An 18,492-nucleotide genomic window follows, 5' to 3' on the forward strand; every position below is an offset into this window, starting at 1 on the left:
TGGTTTTCTGTTTCGCACGTCTCCGTTCCTGACCTCAGGAACTCCAACGCACTCAACTGGCTAAAGCCAGAATAAAAAGCCGGCCGGCTTCAGAGCGTGTATGAAAATTGCCTGTGGCCGGCCGGCTGTATAGAATGTCCGAATTATAAGCTGTAACGAATCTTGTACAGATCGGATTCCATGTACTCCTTGTAATCTGTCTTGTCGATCATCTCGGTGGGGATCAGGTAGCTGGAATCCAGGGTCTCACCCTGTAATACCTTTAAGCCAAGGCCCACAGCGTCGCGTACCATAGACGGGGAGAAGGTGTAGGTCATGAAGTCGATGCCTTCCAGGCCGGAATTCTCGAACAGATCCATGAAGCCCTCGCCTCCGGATACGCCGGAGATCAGCTTGATGTTGATGTTCGCGGGGCCGTTGTAGTTCTTCAGAGCTTCCACGATACCGAATACGATCTCATCGTCATGGGTGAAAATAGCCTTGATGGACTCGATCTCCTCCACGCTCTTGGTGTTTAAGAAGCTTTCCATCTGCTCCATTGCGATCTGCTGGCTCCAGTCGGTGCTGAAGTCCTGGATCAGCTTAAAGTTCTTGTCCGCAGTATTCCAGAAACCGTTGGAACGCTGCATGGGAACCGTTGAGGAATCGCCTTTGAACTCCAGGATTCCAACCTCGCCTGCCGCCAGATCCTCTTTGAAATACTCGCTGAAATACTTTCCTGCGCCCTCGCCGATGGCGTCGTTGTCGCCCATAATCCAGCTGGTGGGCTCAAAGCCCTCGATCAGGCGGTCATAGATGATCAGCGGAACGCCGGCATCCTGTACGCTCTGGGCGGCGCTTCTCAGCTCGTCGCCGGTTACAGGCCATAAAATCATCACGTCGGGCTGCAGGGCCAGGATGGTCTCAACGGCGTTACTCTGCTCGCCGGACTCGGCCGCTGTCATGAACTTGTAATCAAAGCCGTATTTTTCCGCCAGCGCCTTAACCTCTGCCTCGCAGTGCTGGATGGACTCAGCGGTAAAACCATGGTCCGCCGCAGGCGTCACAACGCCCATCATCTTGCCCTTCAGATCAGCGGTCGCCTCCGCTGCGGTGGTCTCTTCCTTCGCCGCCTCGGTGGCTGCATCCGTTCCTGCCGTAGCAGCAGCCTCAGTGGCCGCCTCGGTAGCCGCTGCCGTGGTGGCTGCCGTCTGCTGTCCTCCGCAGGCCGCAAGGGACAATACCATAGCGGATGCCAATACTACTGATAATACTTTTTTCATGTTTCTTCCTCCTGATTTTTACTTTTCCCCGTTTTTCTCCGGGCATTTCTCTATCTTCAGCTAGTGTCTAGCCGTAGATTCTCTTAAAATGAGCTTGTGCTCCAGGTAAACTCCCCCGCCCTGTTCCCCGCTCTCGATCTGGCGGATCAGCATCTGGGCGCTGGTTTTGCCCAGGGAATATCTGGGCTGTGAAATGGTGGTCAGCATAGGGCTGAGCATGGTGGCGTATTCTACATCGTCGAATCCAACGACGGACAGGTCCCTGGTGACCTCCAGGCCCAGATTGTGGGCCGCCCGGATCACGCCCAGGGCAAGCACGTCGGAGATACAGAAGATAGCCGTGGGTCTCTCCTCCCTGCTGAGCAGTTCCTTCCCCGCCAGAATTCCGCTGTTAAAGCTGTAGTCCGCGTCCGCGTAGGCGAAGCAGGCCTGATCCACCGACAGACCGGCTTCCTTAAGCCCCTGCTCGAATCCCTTCTGGCGGTCCTCGCTGCTGATAAACTGGTTCACACTGCCCACAAATCCAATCCGCTCATGTCCCAGGCTGGTCAGATACTGCACCACCTGCCTGGCCGCCGCGAAATTGTCCACCGACACATGGGAAATGTCCTCGCCCACACAATACTCGCAGCACTGCACAATGGGAAATTCCTTGGCCAGCTTTCCGATATTCCTGTCGTTCTTGTCAATGCACAGGATCACCGCGCCGTCCGCCTGGCCGTCGTAGAGAAGCTTGATAAAATCCTCCTCCCTGGACTTGTCCCCGTTGGTGATGCACAGCATGGTGCCGTAACCGTCCTTTTTCATTGTATCCTCAATGCCGGATACAATGGACGCGTAAAACGGGTTGCTGATATTCGGCACAAAGATCAGGATCATCCGGCTCTCCTGCCTGCGCAGGCGCCGTCCCCAGACATTAGGCTGGTAATTTAACTTTGCAATCGCCACATGGACCTTCTCCACCGATTTCGGCGACACCGGTCCCTTCTGATTAATAACTCTGCTGACCGTGGCAACAGAGACGCCCGCTTCTCTTGCAACATCCTCAATCGTAGCCATACAGTCCCCTCTTTCTGTGAATTCTTTGTCTAAAATGTAATCGATTACATTTTAGGCCAAAAAAATATATTCGGCATGATTGCCTTTATCCATCCGCTATTTATTGCAACTTTGGAATCATTTTTCATTTTCCATCTCAGGTTGATTCTGGCTAAAATGCAAATTACTGTAATCGTTTACACTCATTTATGTAATTATTATATCATTAAATAATTATTTGTCAAGCGTTGATTGTAATTTTTGTTAAAAAAATACTAATAAGCCGTATTTTTTTATGCACTCTTTCCGTGTATTGCGGTTAGCCGCCTTTTTCCATTGACGGTCAAAAAAAGCTATCATCTATACAGACAATAGCTTTTTCGAAGTTTTTATATGTTTATCACCTGATAGGCCATCTCACAGCGTTTCTTGTTATGGGCAATCCCCACGCATAAAACCTCCCCGGACAATCCCGCATAGTACCGGTTGTCGAGAATCTGCCGCAGCGCCTCCTCTTTCAGCTGTTCGATATTTTCTCCCTGCTTGAACTCCACAATCACGTTGATGTTTTTCGGAGACAGAGTCTGCAGCGTGATGTCGCTCCGGCCGTAACCGGATTCCAGATTGCTTGTCACCTTATAGGAGCCGCGCAGCGTAAGGCACATGCCAAGGAACAGCATGTGGTAGGCATTTTCCTTCGCATCCATATAGCTGGTGCAGGAAAGCACAATATCCCGATACAATGAAAGGAACATTTTCATATCCTTATTTAACAGACAGGACATCATCTGCTTTAAATCCAGACCATCGATGCCGGATATCTCAGCAATCAGCATCTGAAACTCGGACATCACCTCGTCATTTGGAATCTTCACCACCGCAGTATTTTCATCCACACGCCGCAGCGCCGTCAAATAGCCTGAATTCACCAAAAGGCCCCAAAGGCTGTAGTTACTGTCCCTCTCGATATACGACGTTTCCAGTGTGATCCATACCGGAATTTCTTCCCCCGAAACTAACGGTTCGAACTTTTCCCAAAAACGCCGGTCTGCCTCCTGCAGCGCCTTTTTCACTAGGTAATTCGAGGATGTATTAATCCAATAATTATCCAGACTACCTAAATCCGCGTAATTTAAAATCGACCAGGGATTATACATCTCAATATCCCCAAATCGATAGCCATCGTATTTCCTGCGCACTTTCTCATCCAGTTCCAGGCCATAGTCCGCTAAAAGCTTCTCCGTCTCCTCTGTCGTGAGGCCAAAATACGGCGCGTATGTCTTGTGCAGCGCCGTGTATACTCTCGCATTATTAAACTGCGAGAAAATGCTCTCCTTGGCAACCCGCTGAACTCCGGTGAGGAGCGCCTGCCCCAATGAAGGATTTCCTTTCATGGCGCTCCCATAGAGATTGGAAAAAAATGGTCCAAGCTGGTCATGATAGCCATATTCATAGCTGCTCATAATCGGCTGGTCATATTCGTCGATCAGCAAAATCGGCGCAATACCGTAGCCGTTCTTGACAAACTGCGTCAGAAGCTGGATCGCAAACGAACACTGCGCCTGATTCGCTCCGGTAGCTCTCAAAACGTCGATCATTTCATAAAAGTCCCTTGATTCAAAAGAATCGCGGTCAATCTTATCCCTCAGCAATTTTTCATAGCGCAGGAACTCCTGATACAGATTTCGTTTCACTAACACCATTAATTCATCAATGGTGGCTCCCTTGCAATCTTTAAACGTAAAATAGATAACCGGGCGGGAATTAATCTGATCCGCATATTCCGTATCCATAATCGCCAGGCCTTCAAAAATCTCACGGCTGTCTTTTGTAATATCAAAAAACTCACGGAGCATTGTCATATTGAGCGTCTTTCCAAACCGGCGCGGCCGCGCTACCAGCGCCACCTTGTCATTCATATCCAGAAAGTCCTTTATCAACAGACTTTTATCGACATAATAGCAGTTGTCTGTCCGTATCTCGGCAAAGTCGTCATTTCCGATGGGTAAACTTTTTCTTTCTTCCACTTTTCCATCCCTTCCGGTCAACACACATTAACAGATTTACCATCATCATATCATAATCTAATGACGCTTTCCATACCCTCTGAATGATTACACCTATTTTCAGTATGTTCGTTTTTACCCTTTACAAACGCATAAACTTCGCCGTATTGCCGGGATTTAACCGGGCGGTCAAGCTTCAAAAAGTATCATATTAGATATCACGCTCCTCCGCCCTATCCCCCATCCTCAATTTCCAAACAGCGGATAATAAAATGTATACACGCCTGCAATACTGATCGTATCCGCCTCGTGAACCACAACCGGAGTATCTTTCAATTTCATGGTACTCCACTCCACCTCCAGGTAATCGCTCTCCCCTGTCCGGACATTTTCGCCTTCAAACATCAGTACGAGACCTCCGTCATCCAGTGTTTGATACCGGTTCACAACGCCAGACCAGACCATCTCGTCGTTCTGGAAAAAGTTTACATAGGTTTCCCCGGTTCCGCTGTACTCACCAATTTCCATTGTTGTGCCATTCGCCGACGTATACAGGCAGTTTATAATATCCGCCTCCCCTAACTGCCCGGCACCGCCCACAATATAATCCGGCGGCGCGTACACCGACGTCCCATCCTCCATACGTTTAATCAAATCCAAATTCGCTTTCTCGTATTCATTTAACACTGAATCGTCAAATCCATCGGCCGGAATCGAACCGTCGTACCACGGCTGGGAGTTGAAACATTCATTCAAATCCTCCGATTCGAACTGCCGTCCATGGCGGGCGTAAATCTCATTCCGGGCCAGGCGCAGAGCCGCCTTGTCCATATAGGCCAGTTCCTCCCCGCTCAAATATCTCCGATCGGAATCCGGCAGAATATAAGGTTCGTAAGCCGGTGTTGTCTCCGCTGAAATGTTTCCACTGTTTTCCGCCAGACTGTTCCACGCATCCTCTGCGCCTTCCGCTATATAATCGATTTCCATGATCCGCTGGTCGTCATACAGCTTAATCCGCACCGCACCGTCCGCGGACTGTGCCTGCCCGCTGTTCACCGCATAGAAAAACTGGTTCTCATCGCTCAAAACAAAACCGTATCCGTACATCTCAAACGTTTTTTCCGCCTGTTCTGCCAAAAACGCCTCTCCCACCTTCATGCCATACCAGGAATATTGTCCCGACAGGATGCTCACAGTGTCCACTCTGCCATCGCCGTCCAGGGATATCACAATATCATCGTCTCCATAAAGATAACCCTCCATCTCTTCCGGTATACCCGCTTCTTTTAAAAACGCCGCCACTTCCTCGCCTGAAGCTGCCTGGAGCGAAGAAATATCACGGTCAAATTCCTCTTCCCCCGCCTGGCTTTCCTTGGCTGCAACTGCCGGAGCCAGGAAATGCCCTTCCGTGGTGATATTATCCCACGACGGATTCTCCGTCTGTCCAAGCTCAGGATGGTTCTTAAAATATTCTCCATATAAGGAATCCAGCGCAATCTTGCAGTCGCTGGCCTCCTGAAGCGTTTCTCCTTTAAAAACCATATGGACCACATGGAAGCCCCCCTCATGTTCCGAGACCATAAATTGTATTTTATTCCTTTGATCCTGAGTCACGTATTGGGCAATGATCTGGTCCTGATCGGTTATAAAGCCGTCCCACTTCCCATCCGACAGCGTTTCCTGAAGGACCTCCCCCACCGTGACCGTTCCGTAGTCTCCCAGATAACCGCCCGATACTTTTCCATATATTTCCATGGCTTCTATTTGATCTGCCTGCGGTCCGATCAGCAGCCCGCCGATTTGAAGGGTACCGCCATCAACCAGAACCATTTTTGCAATCCACACGGCGACGAGCAGAGTAAATACCGCCACTCCCAAAATAATTCTGTTTTTCGCCCTTCCCTTTTTCTTTGGCCGGTTATCGACCGGACTCCCCGGCCGGTCCACACAAACCCCCGGCTCATTTTGCGCGTTCCGTATCTGTGCCGCCAGTTGTTTAGCCGCTCCTTTTCCCACCATGCGCATATTCATTATCCCGGACGAAGAAATAATCTTGATTTTTTCTCCAATCACCGTGGCGGAAACTGCGTTGGCCGGTTCATCCACCTCGATATCCCGGATAGCGGCCAACTGGCATTCCTCGATTTTCGGCTTGAAATATTGCAGCTTTTCCAGCTTGATCACCCGTTGGTCCGTCAACACAACGCACTCGCGCCTGTATCTGGCAAACAGCCATTTCGACTGTATGTTATCAATGGTGATCAGCTTCTCACCGTCTCTCAGCATCGGCCCGAGCCATTTGTTTAAAAATCTTGTACCGATTGTGGCAATAATAGCGGCCTTGGCTTCGCGGTTCCTTTCCATCAACTTTGCGAGCGCCTCCTCAAGCGGATACTTCACATCCGGGACGTCGTCCGTGGTAGGGGTATCGATCGGGGCCGCTGCCGGTGCACTTGCCGGCGCGGTATCCTGCGCGCTCAGAGAATATCCGCAAAAAGTGCAGAATTTCTCCGTTCCCTCTATGGTTTCCCCACAATTCGGACAGGTCTTATTGACCGCCTGTCCGCAGATATGACAAAATTTTTGTCCTTCCCGTAAATCCACTCCGCAGTTCGCACATTTCATACGATTCCTCTCCTTTTATGTTCAATTTGACATAGAAACCCACCAATGCAGTAAGCCAATAAATCGTGTACATCCGATACCGACCGGCTCAGATACAGGGGCGTTATAAACTCCCAAAATACGCCGGCCGCGGCAATCAGCACCATCCCCCTGCGGATTCCAAGCCCCCTCGGATCATCCGGCAGAAATACAAGATTGCAGTATGCCATAAATACCACGCCGGCCAACAGATCATTGAAATAAAAATGAATCCAGTTCCATGAAACCATCTTTTTTAAACATACTTCATTGACCCCAAACAGCAGCAATCCCAACATAACCATCCGGGCGTTGAGCCGGACGGTCCGCTCTGCGCCTGCAAACGCCTCCCGGTAATTCTTCAAAATCTCCTTCATAGCGTCAGCAAAACGACATCAGGACCAATACAATCAGAATCAGCATGCACGTCACAAGGCAGCCCGTCCTTCCACCGCCTGAATTGTTCTCAACCACCAGAATTGCGGACTGTTTCCCCGCCTCCTTTAAAACGGTGTCATACTTCTTCAGATTCTCCTCGCATTTGCCAAACTTGAACAGCCAGTCCACGGCTCCCACCAACATCGCGATCAGGAAAAATGCCACAACCGCCTCTGAAAGTCCCGACTCTTCATAGACACGGAATGACAGGTACAGGATCGACAACGTCACGGTAATACCTGCTACATTATAGACAAATACCTTTTTTACCAGTTCATTGCGGTATGTATCGTCCGTTATTCCTGTGGTGTCCTGCAGGGACAAAACACCGTTTATGATCCGGTCGGTCAGAGAGACCGGCGCCTCTTCCCGGTCCGCCCGGCAGGGTTCCCCTGTCGTCTGCTCCTGTTCGGCCCGCTTTTGCCCACAGGAGGGACAAAACTTGTCGTTATCGCTTAACACGGCTCCGCAACTAAGGCAGCTGCGCTCCACTTTCCTTCCGCATTCCGGGCAGAATTGAACCCCGTCATTTATGATGTTCCCACATTTCATACACCTCATCGCATGCCTCCTCAGATCGTCCTGATTGCGACCCGTTTCCGGTTACAATCTTCCACAATTATATAATAGAAGTATTAAAAATGCGTATTATCTCATCATATGCCATAAGATAAAAACAAAAGGAACGATGAGCATGAACGCTGAATATATCAGAAATAAAATCACCCAGCTGCGCCTTCAGAAAAATGTCTCTGAACACCGCATGAGCCTTGATCTTGGACATGCACGCAGCTATATACACGGCATTGTGTCCGGCCGGACGCTTCCAAGTATGCAGGAATTCCTGGCGATCTGCGACTATTTTGAAATAACGCCGGAACAATTTTTTTATGAAAACAACGATTCCGTCAATCCTACCCTGCTAAGCGGACTGATCCATGAAGCCAACAAGCTGTCGGAGGAAGATCTCAGCTTGATTTTGGTATTAGTCAAAAAAATCATTTCCGGCTATCCCGGAAGTAAATAGCCTGAAAAAAGGCCCAAGCCCTTGATTTCTCAAAGGGTTGGACCTTTCGCACTTTACTGCGGGAGATGGGACTTGAACTCACACGATCATACAACCACTATTTCCATAGTTTTTTCCTGATTCATTATTTTTTCTGCGGTTGCTGTCAAATGACAGCATTTGCTGCAAGTCCCCACCAGACGGCTTCCCCTGACAATCCTATCATAGGAAAGCCGTTCCCTTAAATTTTCTTTATATACCAATCACTTTATACGCTATTTCACACCGCTTCTTATCATGGGCGATTCCCACGCATAAAACTTCGCCGGACAATCCCACATAGTACCGATTATTGAGAATCTGCCTCAACGCCTCTTCCTTGAGCTGTTCGATATTCTCTCCCTGTTTAAATTCCACAACCTTGCCGCTATGAAGGACATCGGCGTACACTCCGCCAGTGCCGGCGTGTTATTGATAGCCGACAGCGCCATCCTGGTAAACCGCTCCGGCGTCAATACCGTAGGAAGCGCGCGCCTGATCTCCGGCTCCAAGGCCTTTACCATATCTACTATGGTCATATTCTTTGTAAGTTTTACAGGACTCTCCTGGTTCCCTGCCCGTTTTTCCAGCTCGTTTTTTTGCAAAACAGAACAAAAATAGAGGATACCTTTTGTGGCATCCTCCAAGTTCCTGTGCAATGCTTATGTAATTTTCCCATAGTCTATCCTACAGATTCCGTTTAATATATTGGACTGTAACAATATCTACCTGCTGCTTTCGTTCTCTGATCTTATAGATCACTACATAATTGTCTACAAAGAGTTCCCGATACCCACGGTTGGCATAGCTGCCATTTTTCCGTTCCGGTCCACGATGAGGGAACTCCTCCAGACTGAATATCCCTGCCTCTAATCGGTCAAGCTAACTTTCCGCATACTGCGGCATCTGAATGTGTTCATAGATATACTGATAAATTCCATCCAAATCCCGATATGCCTTTGGATATAATTTGATTGTATACTTACGCCCCCTGTTTTCTCCTCAGCCCTACAAGCGCCTCTCTTGCATCCATCAGCTCTGCACCTTCCCGTACCTCTTTTTCCGCTTCCAGAATAGCAGCATCAACCTGTATGTCGCGAACCAGCTTCTCATAGGCTTCAATGCTCATCACCACCAGATCTCCATAACCATTTTTTGTAATAAAAACAGGCTCCTGGCTTTTATGGCAGAGATCGGAAATTTCATTGGTTTTCCTCAAATCTGTAATTGGCATAATATTAGGCATAACAGCACCTCCTCTATGTACATAATAATATCATTATTATGTACATTTTTCAATGATATAATTAAAATGCCTTATGCCCCAGCCGCAGACCTTCGAAAAATGCAGCTACATAGACCGCCTTGCACTCTTCCTCTCCCCACGCCACCAGATCATCGATCAGGGCTTCGAACTTTCCCTTATGTTCCTGATCCAGACTTTCCAGAATCGCCTCCTGTACCTCATAATATTCATGTACTCGTTTCGGATCGATTTCTCGTATTATCTGGTCGATCTGTTTCTGCTCCCGTTCCAGCTTTTCAATCAGTTTCCCCAGTTCCGCCCTACGTTTTAATTTTCCATCGAAACCCATCAGGAGAATGGTTGAATCTTTACGCGATGTCTTAAAATACTGTTCCAGCACTTCATCGCAGGCTTTGGAACCGTCCGGGTCCGGCATGTTCCGGGAAACGATATGATTACTCCAGAAATCGGATTCTATTGTAATCAAGTTCTGAATCAGCGCCTCATCCCAGGTGATCTTAGCGTATTTAAAATCCTGGCCCAGTAACACCACTGCGATATACCACTCCCGTTTACCGGTGACTGCCATATAGTGATAACACTGGATCAGATAATGGGGCGGGATTTCCCCGGCCTTCCACTTGCCGGAGCTGTAGGGCTGGGTGTTTTGCACTCCAGCCCGGCATTTTCTCCCACTACTATCCGGTCTACATCCGCAATCATAAACGGATGTTCTTGGCTCCGGTACATCTGATTTGAGCGGCGGACCTTCAGGCCGGTGGCCTCCATAAACCTCCGTGCTACATAGCCCTCCAGGTCACGGCCCTGGCGCATCGATTCGTTATCTTCTGCCTCTACCCCCTCAGAGACCTTATCTCGAAATACGCTCATGGGACTTGCATATGGATTCAGCCCACAGACAGCGCCTGCGTCCGATCCTCCGATCCCGCTTTTTCTGAGTCTGAGCCATTCCTCGCGGCTCATCCCTGATGTAGAAATTGTTTCATACACGTCGAACACTCCTTTCTAAACAGAACCGGGAGCCCCCGCGGAGCTCCCGTCCATCATAATATGTTTCATAAAATCGTCAAGCTGCGTCATCCGGCAAAACCTGCTCAAGCTTCCCCTGCTCTTTAAAACTGTAGTAACCATATTCCCCGACAATAATTTGATCCAGAAGCGGCAGCCCCAATATCGTTCCGGCAGCGCTGATTTTCTGCGTCAGGAGCACATCTTCCCGGCTCGGCTCCGGGTCGCCGGATGGATGATTATGAATGCAGGCGACATAAGCAGCATTGTTTAAAATGGAATGCTTGAATATATTCTGTACATCTACAACACAGCTGTTCAGTCCTCCCACCGCAGCGATCTCTATCGCCTGCGGTTCCAGCTTGGTATTCAGGGATAAAACCAGAACCATTTCCCGATCCGCCTTGCTCAAAAGCGGCCGGACCATGTCTACCGCCTCCTGCGGGTCAGCAAAGCGCCGCATACCATACAGTACGCGGCTCTCTTTCACAATCTGAAGGTGTACAATTCCGACTTTCTTTTTGGGAATGGGCCTTTTAGCCATGTTTTCGATCTGTTCTTCCTGTGATATTTTCCGCATATTCTTTTCCCTCCGATTTGTTGTTTTCCAGACTATGTTTTACTAGGCATTGCTTACCAGCTGATAGGCTTTGTCGATCATGGCATTGCCATCAACCGTCCTGGCGAACAGATTTTCCCGGTAGTTCTTCCGCGTTCTCAACGGTTTTGCATGCGTGGCAAAATCCGAAACCGCATTGACAAAGCGGTATGCGTTCTTACCTACATGCTGCAAATCGGGGGCTTCAAAATAGCGTAGCTTCACATCCTCCTTCATTTTCATCAAATTCTTTTTCTGCTGTTCTGTCGGTTCGTCCAGCAGTGGGAACAGAGCATCAATATACTCGTATACCTGCCGGTCTGACAGCTTAATCTTGTTCATGCGGTCTATGGCCTTTCCAAATTCTGACATGTACTTGTCCGCATAGAGCAGCGTATAGCGGGCGTCCTGGAGCCTGCCTTCAATATTCCCGGTATGGTTAGCAGACCAGGAGCGCTTGGCCGTGGACAATGCCAGATTCAGCGTATTCATGCAGACCACGCGAATCGGCGTCATGGCCGCTTTAATTGCGCCGGTTCCGTCGTGGGAGTTCATAAACACCAGGTAGGGCGTCATTTCGTCCCCGCTGATAATATAGCGCTGGGGCAGCTTGGCAAGCAGCCAGGTGCGGCGGCCCTCCTGAAGGGAACCCGCCGTCTCATAAGTAACGCCCTCGCCCAACAGTTTGTCTGTAAAGGCGAAGGCGTCTTGATTCTGTACGACCTTATAGCATTCTGTGACAACTCCTAAAACCTGGTTGTCGGTATTTCGTATGTTGGCTTTAAAGCCGGAAATTGGCAGGCCATCCTGGGTCTCGATGGGCTTCTGGATCACTGTCCAGTTAAGGCCCGCCAGTTCCAGCGCTGATTGGGAATCAGGCGCTTCTGTTACCATGGTTCCTAAACCGTGCCATGGCTTTTGTCTGGTGTAAAACATAGTTTCTACTTCTGCTGGCATATATATTACCTCCTTGATATGTGATGATGATTGGGGGTTCATAGAGATAATATATAAGTGAAAATATCCATTAAATCTACTTTCATGTGGTCTAATTGGTAAAAGGGTTCCATAACCCTGCTTAATGCTTCTGACATTGATGTCGAATTAATAACATTCTTCTTTCCATCTTATATACCACTCGGGAACATTCTTTGATAGTCTGGCGATATTCCCGTTTTTATATATGGCAAACCGGCGAAATTCATTTGTGTTATCATATAATGCCGCCAAATCACACAAATCAATAATTTTATGAAGATTGCTCAAACTTTCTCCGTATCTTTTCTCAACATCCTTGTCCGGTATTCCATGGCCTCCCATTTTTACTCGTTCCGCAATTCTCTGTTTTGCTATCTCTGGGGAATCGACACCGACATAGTGTAATTCTATCCCATAGCCAGATTGTTTCGCACGGCGTATGGTACGCAATATCGTATGCCCGCACAGGGTAGTCTCCTGATTGAATGTAATCCCTGCCTGCAGGTAAGCATTTAATCGTTCAACCGCAATTCTGCCTGCTTTCATCAAATCTGCGGTATTTCTCCAATCCCCAAACTCTCTCAATATTTCATCCGTATTGACCCTGGGCATCGTATTCTGATAATGAGTCGTCCTATATAATGTTGACTTTCCTGCCCCATTTACCCCAGCGTATAAAATATATTTATTCATTCAGAACCTCTTTTGGGCGATTACTTGTTTTTGCTTTCTTTGCAGGATAAAATCACTTAACATAGAGAAGAAGTCCTGTTCTTCTTCTGTCTCCGCATTTAAAACCAAATCCATAGTCTCGTCTATGTCCATATCTTTACATTCTTCATATAACTTCTTTGCAGCCTCGGTCTTCGACATAAAATCTTCCTCCTTCTTCCTCTATGAAAAACAGAGGTAATGCTGGATGCCTAATTTTCCAGCCTTTCACTGTGTCATTTATTATACAGGAAAAGGCGGCAAAAGAAAAGGCGTAAAGAGTTTTTTCTTCACGCCTTCCCATATTTACAAATTACGACAAAATCACTGAATCCACACGCCATCCGCCCCTACTTTATAACCATCTGGCGTTGTCGTATTAACCTGTAATGATCCCTTAAACCCATCCGATACGGTGCTCGGGAGTTTGACAGTTAAATTTCCAAAAAAGTCTTACAGGCCGCAAGTAGCCTATATTTTTTTTGTCAAAAATATTTTCTTAAATACTGGTAATATTTGGCAATATATGGTATAATAGCATTGGAGGTGCATTTCAATGCGTGTAACTACTTCAAAGTCTAAAAATTCAGAGTCTTTTTATATCACCAGGTCTTATGTGGGCGCTAACGGCAAGACTACCTCTACCACAGTCCGCAAGCTCGGTTCATTAAAATATCTTTCCGATATGTTGGGAACTGATAGAGATGGGGTCATGGTCTGGGCAAAGGAACAGGCCAGGATCGAAACTGAGAATTACAACAAAGAGACGGAATACCAGGCCGTCCTGATTCCATTTCACTGCAACCAGTTGTTGGATTACGGACAAAAGTCCCTTTTCGAAGGCGGATATCTTTTTCTTCAGTCCGTTTACTACCAGCTTAGACTCGATTATGTCTGCAAAAAAATCCGGGGCAGGCACAGGTTTGATTATGACCTTAATGCCATCCTTTCCGACCTGGTCTATGCCAGGATGCTGGATCCCCAGAGTAAAAGTTCCTCTTTCAAAGCGGTCCAGAATTATCTGGAAGCTCCCTCTTATAAGCTTCACGACGTATACCGCTCCCTTAGTGTGTTGGCTCAAGAGTGCGATTTCATCCAGGCAGAAGCATACAAAAACAGCCACTTTCTTGGTAAACGGAATGACGGTATTCTTTATTACGACTGCACAAACTATTACTTTGAAATCGAGCAGGAAGATGGATTTAAAAAGTATGGAAAAAGCAAGGAGCACCGTCCCAATCCGATTGTCCAGATGGGATTGTTCATGGATGGGAACGGTATCCCCCTGGCATTCTCGTTATTCCCGGGGAATCAGAATGAGCAGACTTCCTTGAAACCTTTAGAACAAAAGATCGTAGATGATTTTGGCTGCGATCAGTTCATCTTCTGCAGCGATGCCGGTCTTGCCTCAGAAACGAACCGGGAGTTCAACCACCGTGGAAAGAGGGCTTTTATTGTCACCCAATCCATAAAAAAACTCCCCGCCGAGGAACGTGAACGGGCATTGGATAAACAGCATTTCCGAAGGCTTTCTGACCACAAACTTGTCGATATCACAAATCTTATGGAAGAAGATGAGGGGGAGCTGTTTTATAAGGAGGAGCCCTATACGACCAAGAAACTACACCAGCGTTTGATTATTACTTACTCCCCTAAATATGCGGCCTATCAAAAATCAATTCGGGAAAAGCAGGAAGAACGGGCCGTCAGGATGATCGCCGATGGAAAATATAAAAAAGAACGCCGCAATCCGAACGACCCTGCCCGTTTCATCAGTAAGACTGCGGTAACGGATTCCGGTGAAAAAGCTGAAGTCTACTATCATCTCGATCAGGAGAAGATAGAGGAAGAAGCACGGTATGATGGTCTCTACGCAGTATGTACGGATCTAATGGATGACGAACCGGGAGACATTATAAAAGTGAGTGAAGGCCGCTGGCAGATCGAAGCATGTTTCCGTATTATGAAGACCGATTTTTCTGCCCGTCCGGTATATGTGCAACGAGAGGATCGCATAAAAGCACACTTTTTGATCTGTTTTCTGTCGCTTTTGATCTACCGCCTACTTGAACAGAAGCTCGGAAATAACTACACTTGCACGAACATCCTGGAGACGCTGAAAAGCATGAACTTTGATAATATCGAGGATCAGGGCTTCAAACCAGTGTATGAGAGGACTAAATTGACAGATGACCTGCATGAGATCAGCGGCTTTCGGACAGACTACCGCTTTATTACCAAAAGTAAGATGAGAGAGATCCAGAAAAAAAGCTAGGGAAGGGAATAAATTACCATACTCCAGGAATTCAAAGAAAGTGCTGTAACCCTAGTATTTCCAAGGACTACAGCACTTTTTTAACTCTTTAACTGTCAAAGATGGGATTATACAGGAAAAGGCGGCAAAAGAAAAGGCGTAAAGAGTTTTTTCTTCACGCCTTCCCATATTTACAAATTACGACAAAATCACTGAATCCACACGCCATCCGCCCCTACTTTATAACCATCTGGCGTTGTCGTATTAACCTGTAATGATCCCTTAAACCCATCCGATACGGTGCTGAAATAGTACCATTTTTCGTCTATGATCTGCCATCCCGTCTTCATGGCTCCACGGCTTCCGTCTGAAACAGGATTCAGATAATACTTCTTCCCGTTTTCGTCCGTATACCAACCAGTCATCATATAACCCTTGTCATCAAAACGATACCATTCATTTCCTGTCATCAGCCAAGTTGATACGGGATAGGAGCCGTTCAGCTTCTTAAACCACCAGCCCGTTTCATCCTGAACCCAGGTTCCAGCTTCTCCAGCAGAATCTTGCGCCTTAGATTTGCTGCCGCTTGACGAACCTCCGCCGCCACCGGAGCTTCCTCCGGTATGACTTCCAGAACTTCCATCAGAGCTTGTATCTCCGGCTGCAAAAACAAATGTACTAAAACCACCTGTTGCAAATGATATAGTCCGGTCAGATGAACTTACAGATATATCCATTTGTTTGAGCTGTCCATCATGAATATGGTATAAGCTTAAATCAGATGTAGACATATTAGAAGGAATGGGAAGCGTTACCAGCACCGGAACCTCCAAATCGGTGATCGGTGTTCCATCACAACTCAGATCCAAATCAACCGAAACCTTCGTTTTTTTATTGATTGCTGTCAAGTCTGCTGCTTCTGAGGCTTTCGACATCTTAAACTTGACGCCCTCACTTCCACCTGCATTAAGCGCCGCCCCAATTATATCCAGCTTATTCCCATCAAATTGTCTGCTGATTTCAGAATCGGTCTCAACGATCTGCTCTATGTTGTTCTCAAACATATAGTTTTGATCAATCTGCCGATAATCTGTTTCCTTCAAAGACAAGGCCGTCATTAACGCTGTTTTATCCATTTGCATGATTTGTGCCAATGCGATCTGAGGTGGCTGATCTGCCAACCCTTCCAGAGCTTTTGTGGCATTTGCCTTTGAATTGGGTGCCTTGAAAATAAAGGTTACTTCATTTGATTTTACTCCGTCAATCGAAGCCCATACCACAGCCTTGCCCGGAACATTGCTTTTAATGCTTATTTTTCCATCGTCTCCAACCATCGAAGCAAAACGAAAATATGGGTCATTATCATCGACATTTTCTGTAAAAAGGCCAAAGTCATAAGCCTCGCTTAATACCTCGTTTACTTTGCCGCCTTTGTAAACAACTTCATCAGCAGACTGGCTTCCACCACTTTCACCTATATCAAATGTAGTAAAAGAATCTTCAATATCTACATTAAACAGTGAAAACATAGCGATATTTGTTTTTAGTGAATCCGATTTCTTATAGTCACCAGACTTTTCCTCCGGTTCATTATCCTGCTCCGGTTCATCTACCGGCGGATTACCCTCTTCTGGTTCGTCTACTGGAGGGCTTCCCTGCTCTGGTTCGTCTACCGGCGGATTGTTCTCCTCTGGCTCGTCTACTGGTGGATTATTCTCCTCTGGCTCGTCTACTGGCGGATTACTCTCCTTCGACTCGTCTACTGGAGGGTTGCCTTGCTCTGGTTCGCCTACTGACGGATTATCCTGTTCTGGTTCATCCACTGTTGGATTGTCCTGTTCCGATTCGTCCACTGTTGGATTGTCCTGTTCCGATTCGTCCACCGTTGGATTATCCTGTTCCGATTCGTCCACCGTTGGATTGTCCTGTCCCGATTCGTCTAGCGATGGATTCCTTTGTGATACATCCTCCACCACCTCTTCCTGCTTGTTTTCATTCTGCTCTAGGTCCGGCAACGGTGTTTTATAAAAATCAACCTGACTCCTCTCATTGATAGGATCAATCATGTCGTCCCCTGGTATGTCTGTAATAAAGGAGATCGGAAGTTTATATTCCTTCCCAACTTCAAGCGCTATTTCGTTCTCCTCCCCTGTTCCCAGAGTCACGGATTGGACTTCCCCATAAGGGGCATTGCCAGATGTCAAAATGCCATTATCATCAAATATATAATCTTCTGATGTTCCTGTCACTTCCCTCATGGAAAATCCGTTAATATCCTCATTAAACCAATGCCAGCCATCGTCCAAATGTACCCATTTGTTCATGGCTGCCGATCCATCGGCCGCACATGTCAGATATATGTACTGTCCATCATATTCTTTCCGCTCCCCGCTTATCATGTGTCCCTGATCATCAAACATATACAGTTTCTTATTTTTGTTCCCAATTCCTTTTGAGGAACCTTTACAATAACCATCCTCTTCGTTCAGATAATAATACCAATATGCCTCCCCATCCTGCTCGTCCTGCCCAAAGAGCCATAGCGGCTTATTCTGTTCAACCTCCCCATTAAAGTAAACAAAGTACGTCTTTCCTGCAATTTCGACAAACTGTCCTGCCGCATATGGGTTTTGGCGTTCAGGCCTTATCAAAGCTCCATCATCTCCGAATGCATAAAGCCTTCCATCAATCTCATACAATCCGGTAAGCTTTTCGCCAAGCCCTGTCTTATAATACCGGCTGCCTCCCTCAACCTTCCACTTTCCGCCTGAAACGGACTGCGCGGCAAAAGACGCAATTCCAGCATTGCTCATTACCAGCGCTGCTGATAACGCAGCTGCAACTACGACTGAAAAAAAATATTGCAGAACACCGGATGAGCCTTGACCTTGGCCATAGCCGTTCCTATATGCAGGGAATATCCAGCGGGCGGGCATTTCCTTCTATGACAGAATTTTTGGCAATCTGTGAGTATCTGGGTGTAACGCCCAGAGATTTTTTTGAGGAAGAGAATGAAAACCCAAGACTCGTATCGCAGATAACCGCCAAATCAAAAAGCCTGCCTGATGACGACCTCTCATTAGTGCTTTCTCTCATTGAACGGTTGTCAAGGTAATCACAAGCCTGGAGAGGATCGCTGTTTTGTATAGGCAGCTCCTCTCCATTTTTAAGTCAGACAGCTCTCATCAAGACTATTGTATTTCTGGCCGGCTCCTGATGCACTCAGGGCAATACTATAATATAT

The 18,492-nt window shown here is 47.3% G+C and carries 17 protein-coding genes and 3 pseudogenes; 2 read left to right on the plus strand and 18 right to left on the minus strand.

Annotated features, from left to right (window positions below; genetic code table 11):
- Window positions 1-143 precede the first annotated feature (143 nt).
- From ACK2JC_RS02040 to ACK2JC_RS02070, 7 genes and pseudogenes are all read right to left on the minus strand, one after another.
- Complete coding sequence (locus ACK2JC_RS02040) at window positions 144-1,262, minus strand: sugar ABC transporter substrate-binding protein (protein WP_092370890.1); 1,119 nt, start codon at window positions 1,260-1,262, stop codon at window positions 144-146.
- A gap of 60 nt (window positions 1,263-1,322) precedes the next feature.
- Entirely contained in the window at window positions 1,323-2,321 is a 999-nt protein-coding gene (locus ACK2JC_RS02045; protein ID WP_092370887.1) for a LacI family DNA-binding transcriptional regulator, read from the minus strand.
- A gap of 368 nt (window positions 2,322-2,689) precedes the next feature.
- The gene (locus tag ACK2JC_RS02050) at window positions 2,690-4,327 is read right to left on the minus strand and encodes an AAA family ATPase (RefSeq protein ID WP_320936392.1); all 1,638 of its coding nucleotides are present in this window, start codon (window positions 4,325-4,327) and stop codon (window positions 2,690-2,692) included.
- A gap of 225 nt (window positions 4,328-4,552) precedes the next feature.
- Window positions 4,553-6,670: a YARHG domain-containing protein gene (locus ACK2JC_RS02055; RefSeq protein ID WP_320936398.1), complete on the minus strand. Its 2,118-nt coding sequence runs from the start codon at window positions 6,668-6,670 to the stop codon at window positions 4,553-4,555.
- A gap of 120 nt (window positions 6,671-6,790) precedes the next feature.
- A pseudogene (locus ACK2JC_RS02060) lies at window positions 6,791-6,931 on the minus strand (zinc-ribbon domain-containing protein); the annotation flags it as partial.
- Window positions 6,928-7,314, minus strand: a complete 387-nt coding sequence (locus tag ACK2JC_RS02065) for a hypothetical protein (RefSeq protein ID WP_320936393.1) — start codon at window positions 7,312-7,314, stop codon at window positions 6,928-6,930. The pseudogene ACK2JC_RS02060 and the gene ACK2JC_RS02065, both read right to left, overlap by 4 nt.
- Window positions 7,315-7,330: 16 nt before the next feature.
- On the minus strand, window positions 7,331-7,948 hold the full coding sequence (locus ACK2JC_RS02070; protein WP_320936394.1) for a zinc ribbon domain-containing protein: 618 nt from the start codon (window positions 7,946-7,948) through the stop codon (window positions 7,331-7,333).
- A gap of 133 nt (window positions 7,949-8,081) precedes the next feature.
- Here ACK2JC_RS02070 and ACK2JC_RS02075 point away from each other — a divergent pair, with 133 nt between their 5' ends.
- Window positions 8,082-8,414 (plus strand): helix-turn-helix transcriptional regulator, encoded by a 333-nt coding sequence (locus ACK2JC_RS02075; protein WP_276855539.1) that lies wholly within the window; start codon window positions 8,082-8,084, stop codon window positions 8,412-8,414.
- Between the two features lie 344 nt (window positions 8,415-8,758).
- Here ACK2JC_RS02075 and ACK2JC_RS02080 read toward each other — a convergent pair whose 3' ends face one another.
- From ACK2JC_RS02080 to ACK2JC_RS02125, 10 genes and pseudogenes are all read right to left on the minus strand, one after another.
- Window positions 8,759-9,079 (minus strand): hypothetical protein, encoded by a 321-nt coding sequence (locus ACK2JC_RS02080; RefSeq protein WP_368271379.1) that lies wholly within the window; start codon window positions 9,077-9,079, stop codon window positions 8,759-8,761.
- Between the two features lie 40 nt (window positions 9,080-9,119).
- Window positions 9,120-9,299: pseudogene (locus tag ACK2JC_RS02085) on the minus strand (type II toxin-antitoxin system RelE/ParE family toxin); the annotation flags it as partial.
- 115 nt (window positions 9,300-9,414) lie between these two features.
- On the minus strand, window positions 9,415-9,678 hold the full coding sequence (locus ACK2JC_RS02090; protein ID WP_092370867.1) for a type II toxin-antitoxin system prevent-host-death family antitoxin: 264 nt from the start codon (window positions 9,676-9,678) through the stop codon (window positions 9,415-9,417).
- Window positions 9,679-9,739: 61 nt separating this feature from the next.
- On the minus strand, window positions 9,740-10,351 hold the full coding sequence (locus ACK2JC_RS02095; RefSeq protein WP_320936395.1) for a hypothetical protein: 612 nt from the start codon (window positions 10,349-10,351) through the stop codon (window positions 9,740-9,742).
- Window positions 10,285-10,662 carry a YqaJ viral recombinase family protein gene (locus tag ACK2JC_RS02100; protein ID WP_320936399.1) on the minus strand — a complete coding sequence of 126 codons (378 nt, stop codon included), beginning with the start codon at window positions 10,660-10,662 and terminating at the stop codon, window positions 10,285-10,287. The genes ACK2JC_RS02095 and ACK2JC_RS02100 overlap by 67 nt, the downstream gene beginning before the upstream one ends.
- Before the next feature lie 103 nt (window positions 10,663-10,765).
- Window positions 10,766-11,287 carry a JAB domain-containing protein gene (locus ACK2JC_RS02105; protein WP_320936396.1) on the minus strand — a complete coding sequence of 174 codons (522 nt, stop codon included), beginning with the start codon at window positions 11,285-11,287 and terminating at the stop codon, window positions 10,766-10,768.
- A 42-nt stretch (window positions 11,288-11,329) separates the two neighbouring features.
- Window positions 11,330-12,262, minus strand: coding sequence for a DUF932 domain-containing protein (locus ACK2JC_RS02110; RefSeq protein WP_320936397.1), 933 nt, complete (start codon window positions 12,260-12,262; stop codon window positions 11,330-11,332).
- A 147-nt stretch (window positions 12,263-12,409) separates the two neighbouring features.
- Window positions 12,410-12,976: an AAA family ATPase gene (locus tag ACK2JC_RS02115; protein WP_276850977.1), complete on the minus strand. Its 567-nt coding sequence runs from the start codon at window positions 12,974-12,976 to the stop codon at window positions 12,410-12,412.
- Window positions 12,977-13,156, minus strand: coding sequence for a hypothetical protein (locus ACK2JC_RS02120; protein ID WP_007713480.1), 180 nt, complete (start codon window positions 13,154-13,156; stop codon window positions 12,977-12,979).
- Between the two features lie 162 nt (window positions 13,157-13,318).
- A pseudogene (locus ACK2JC_RS02125) lies at window positions 13,319-13,414 on the minus strand (glucan-binding protein); the annotation flags it as partial.
- A 136-nt stretch (window positions 13,415-13,550) separates the two neighbouring features.
- On the opposite strand from ACK2JC_RS02125, the gene ACK2JC_RS02130 reads away from it, so the two are divergent.
- Complete coding sequence (locus ACK2JC_RS02130) at window positions 13,551-15,269, plus strand: IS1634 family transposase (RefSeq protein ID WP_411338419.1); 1,719 nt, start codon at window positions 13,551-13,553, stop codon at window positions 15,267-15,269.
- A 188-nt stretch (window positions 15,270-15,457) separates the two neighbouring features.
- On the opposite strand, the gene ACK2JC_RS02135 is transcribed toward ACK2JC_RS02130, so the two are convergent.
- A complete protein-coding gene (locus tag ACK2JC_RS02135; protein ID WP_368271378.1) occupies window positions 15,458-18,061 on the minus strand; it encodes a hypothetical protein in 2,604 nt (867 codons plus the stop codon).
- Window positions 18,062-18,492: the final 431 nt, after the last annotated feature.

It is taken from the genome of Enterocloster lavalensis, assembly GCF_046603895.1.
Classification (GTDB): domain Bacteria; phylum Bacillota; class Clostridia; order Lachnospirales; family Lachnospiraceae; genus Enterocloster; species Enterocloster lavalensis.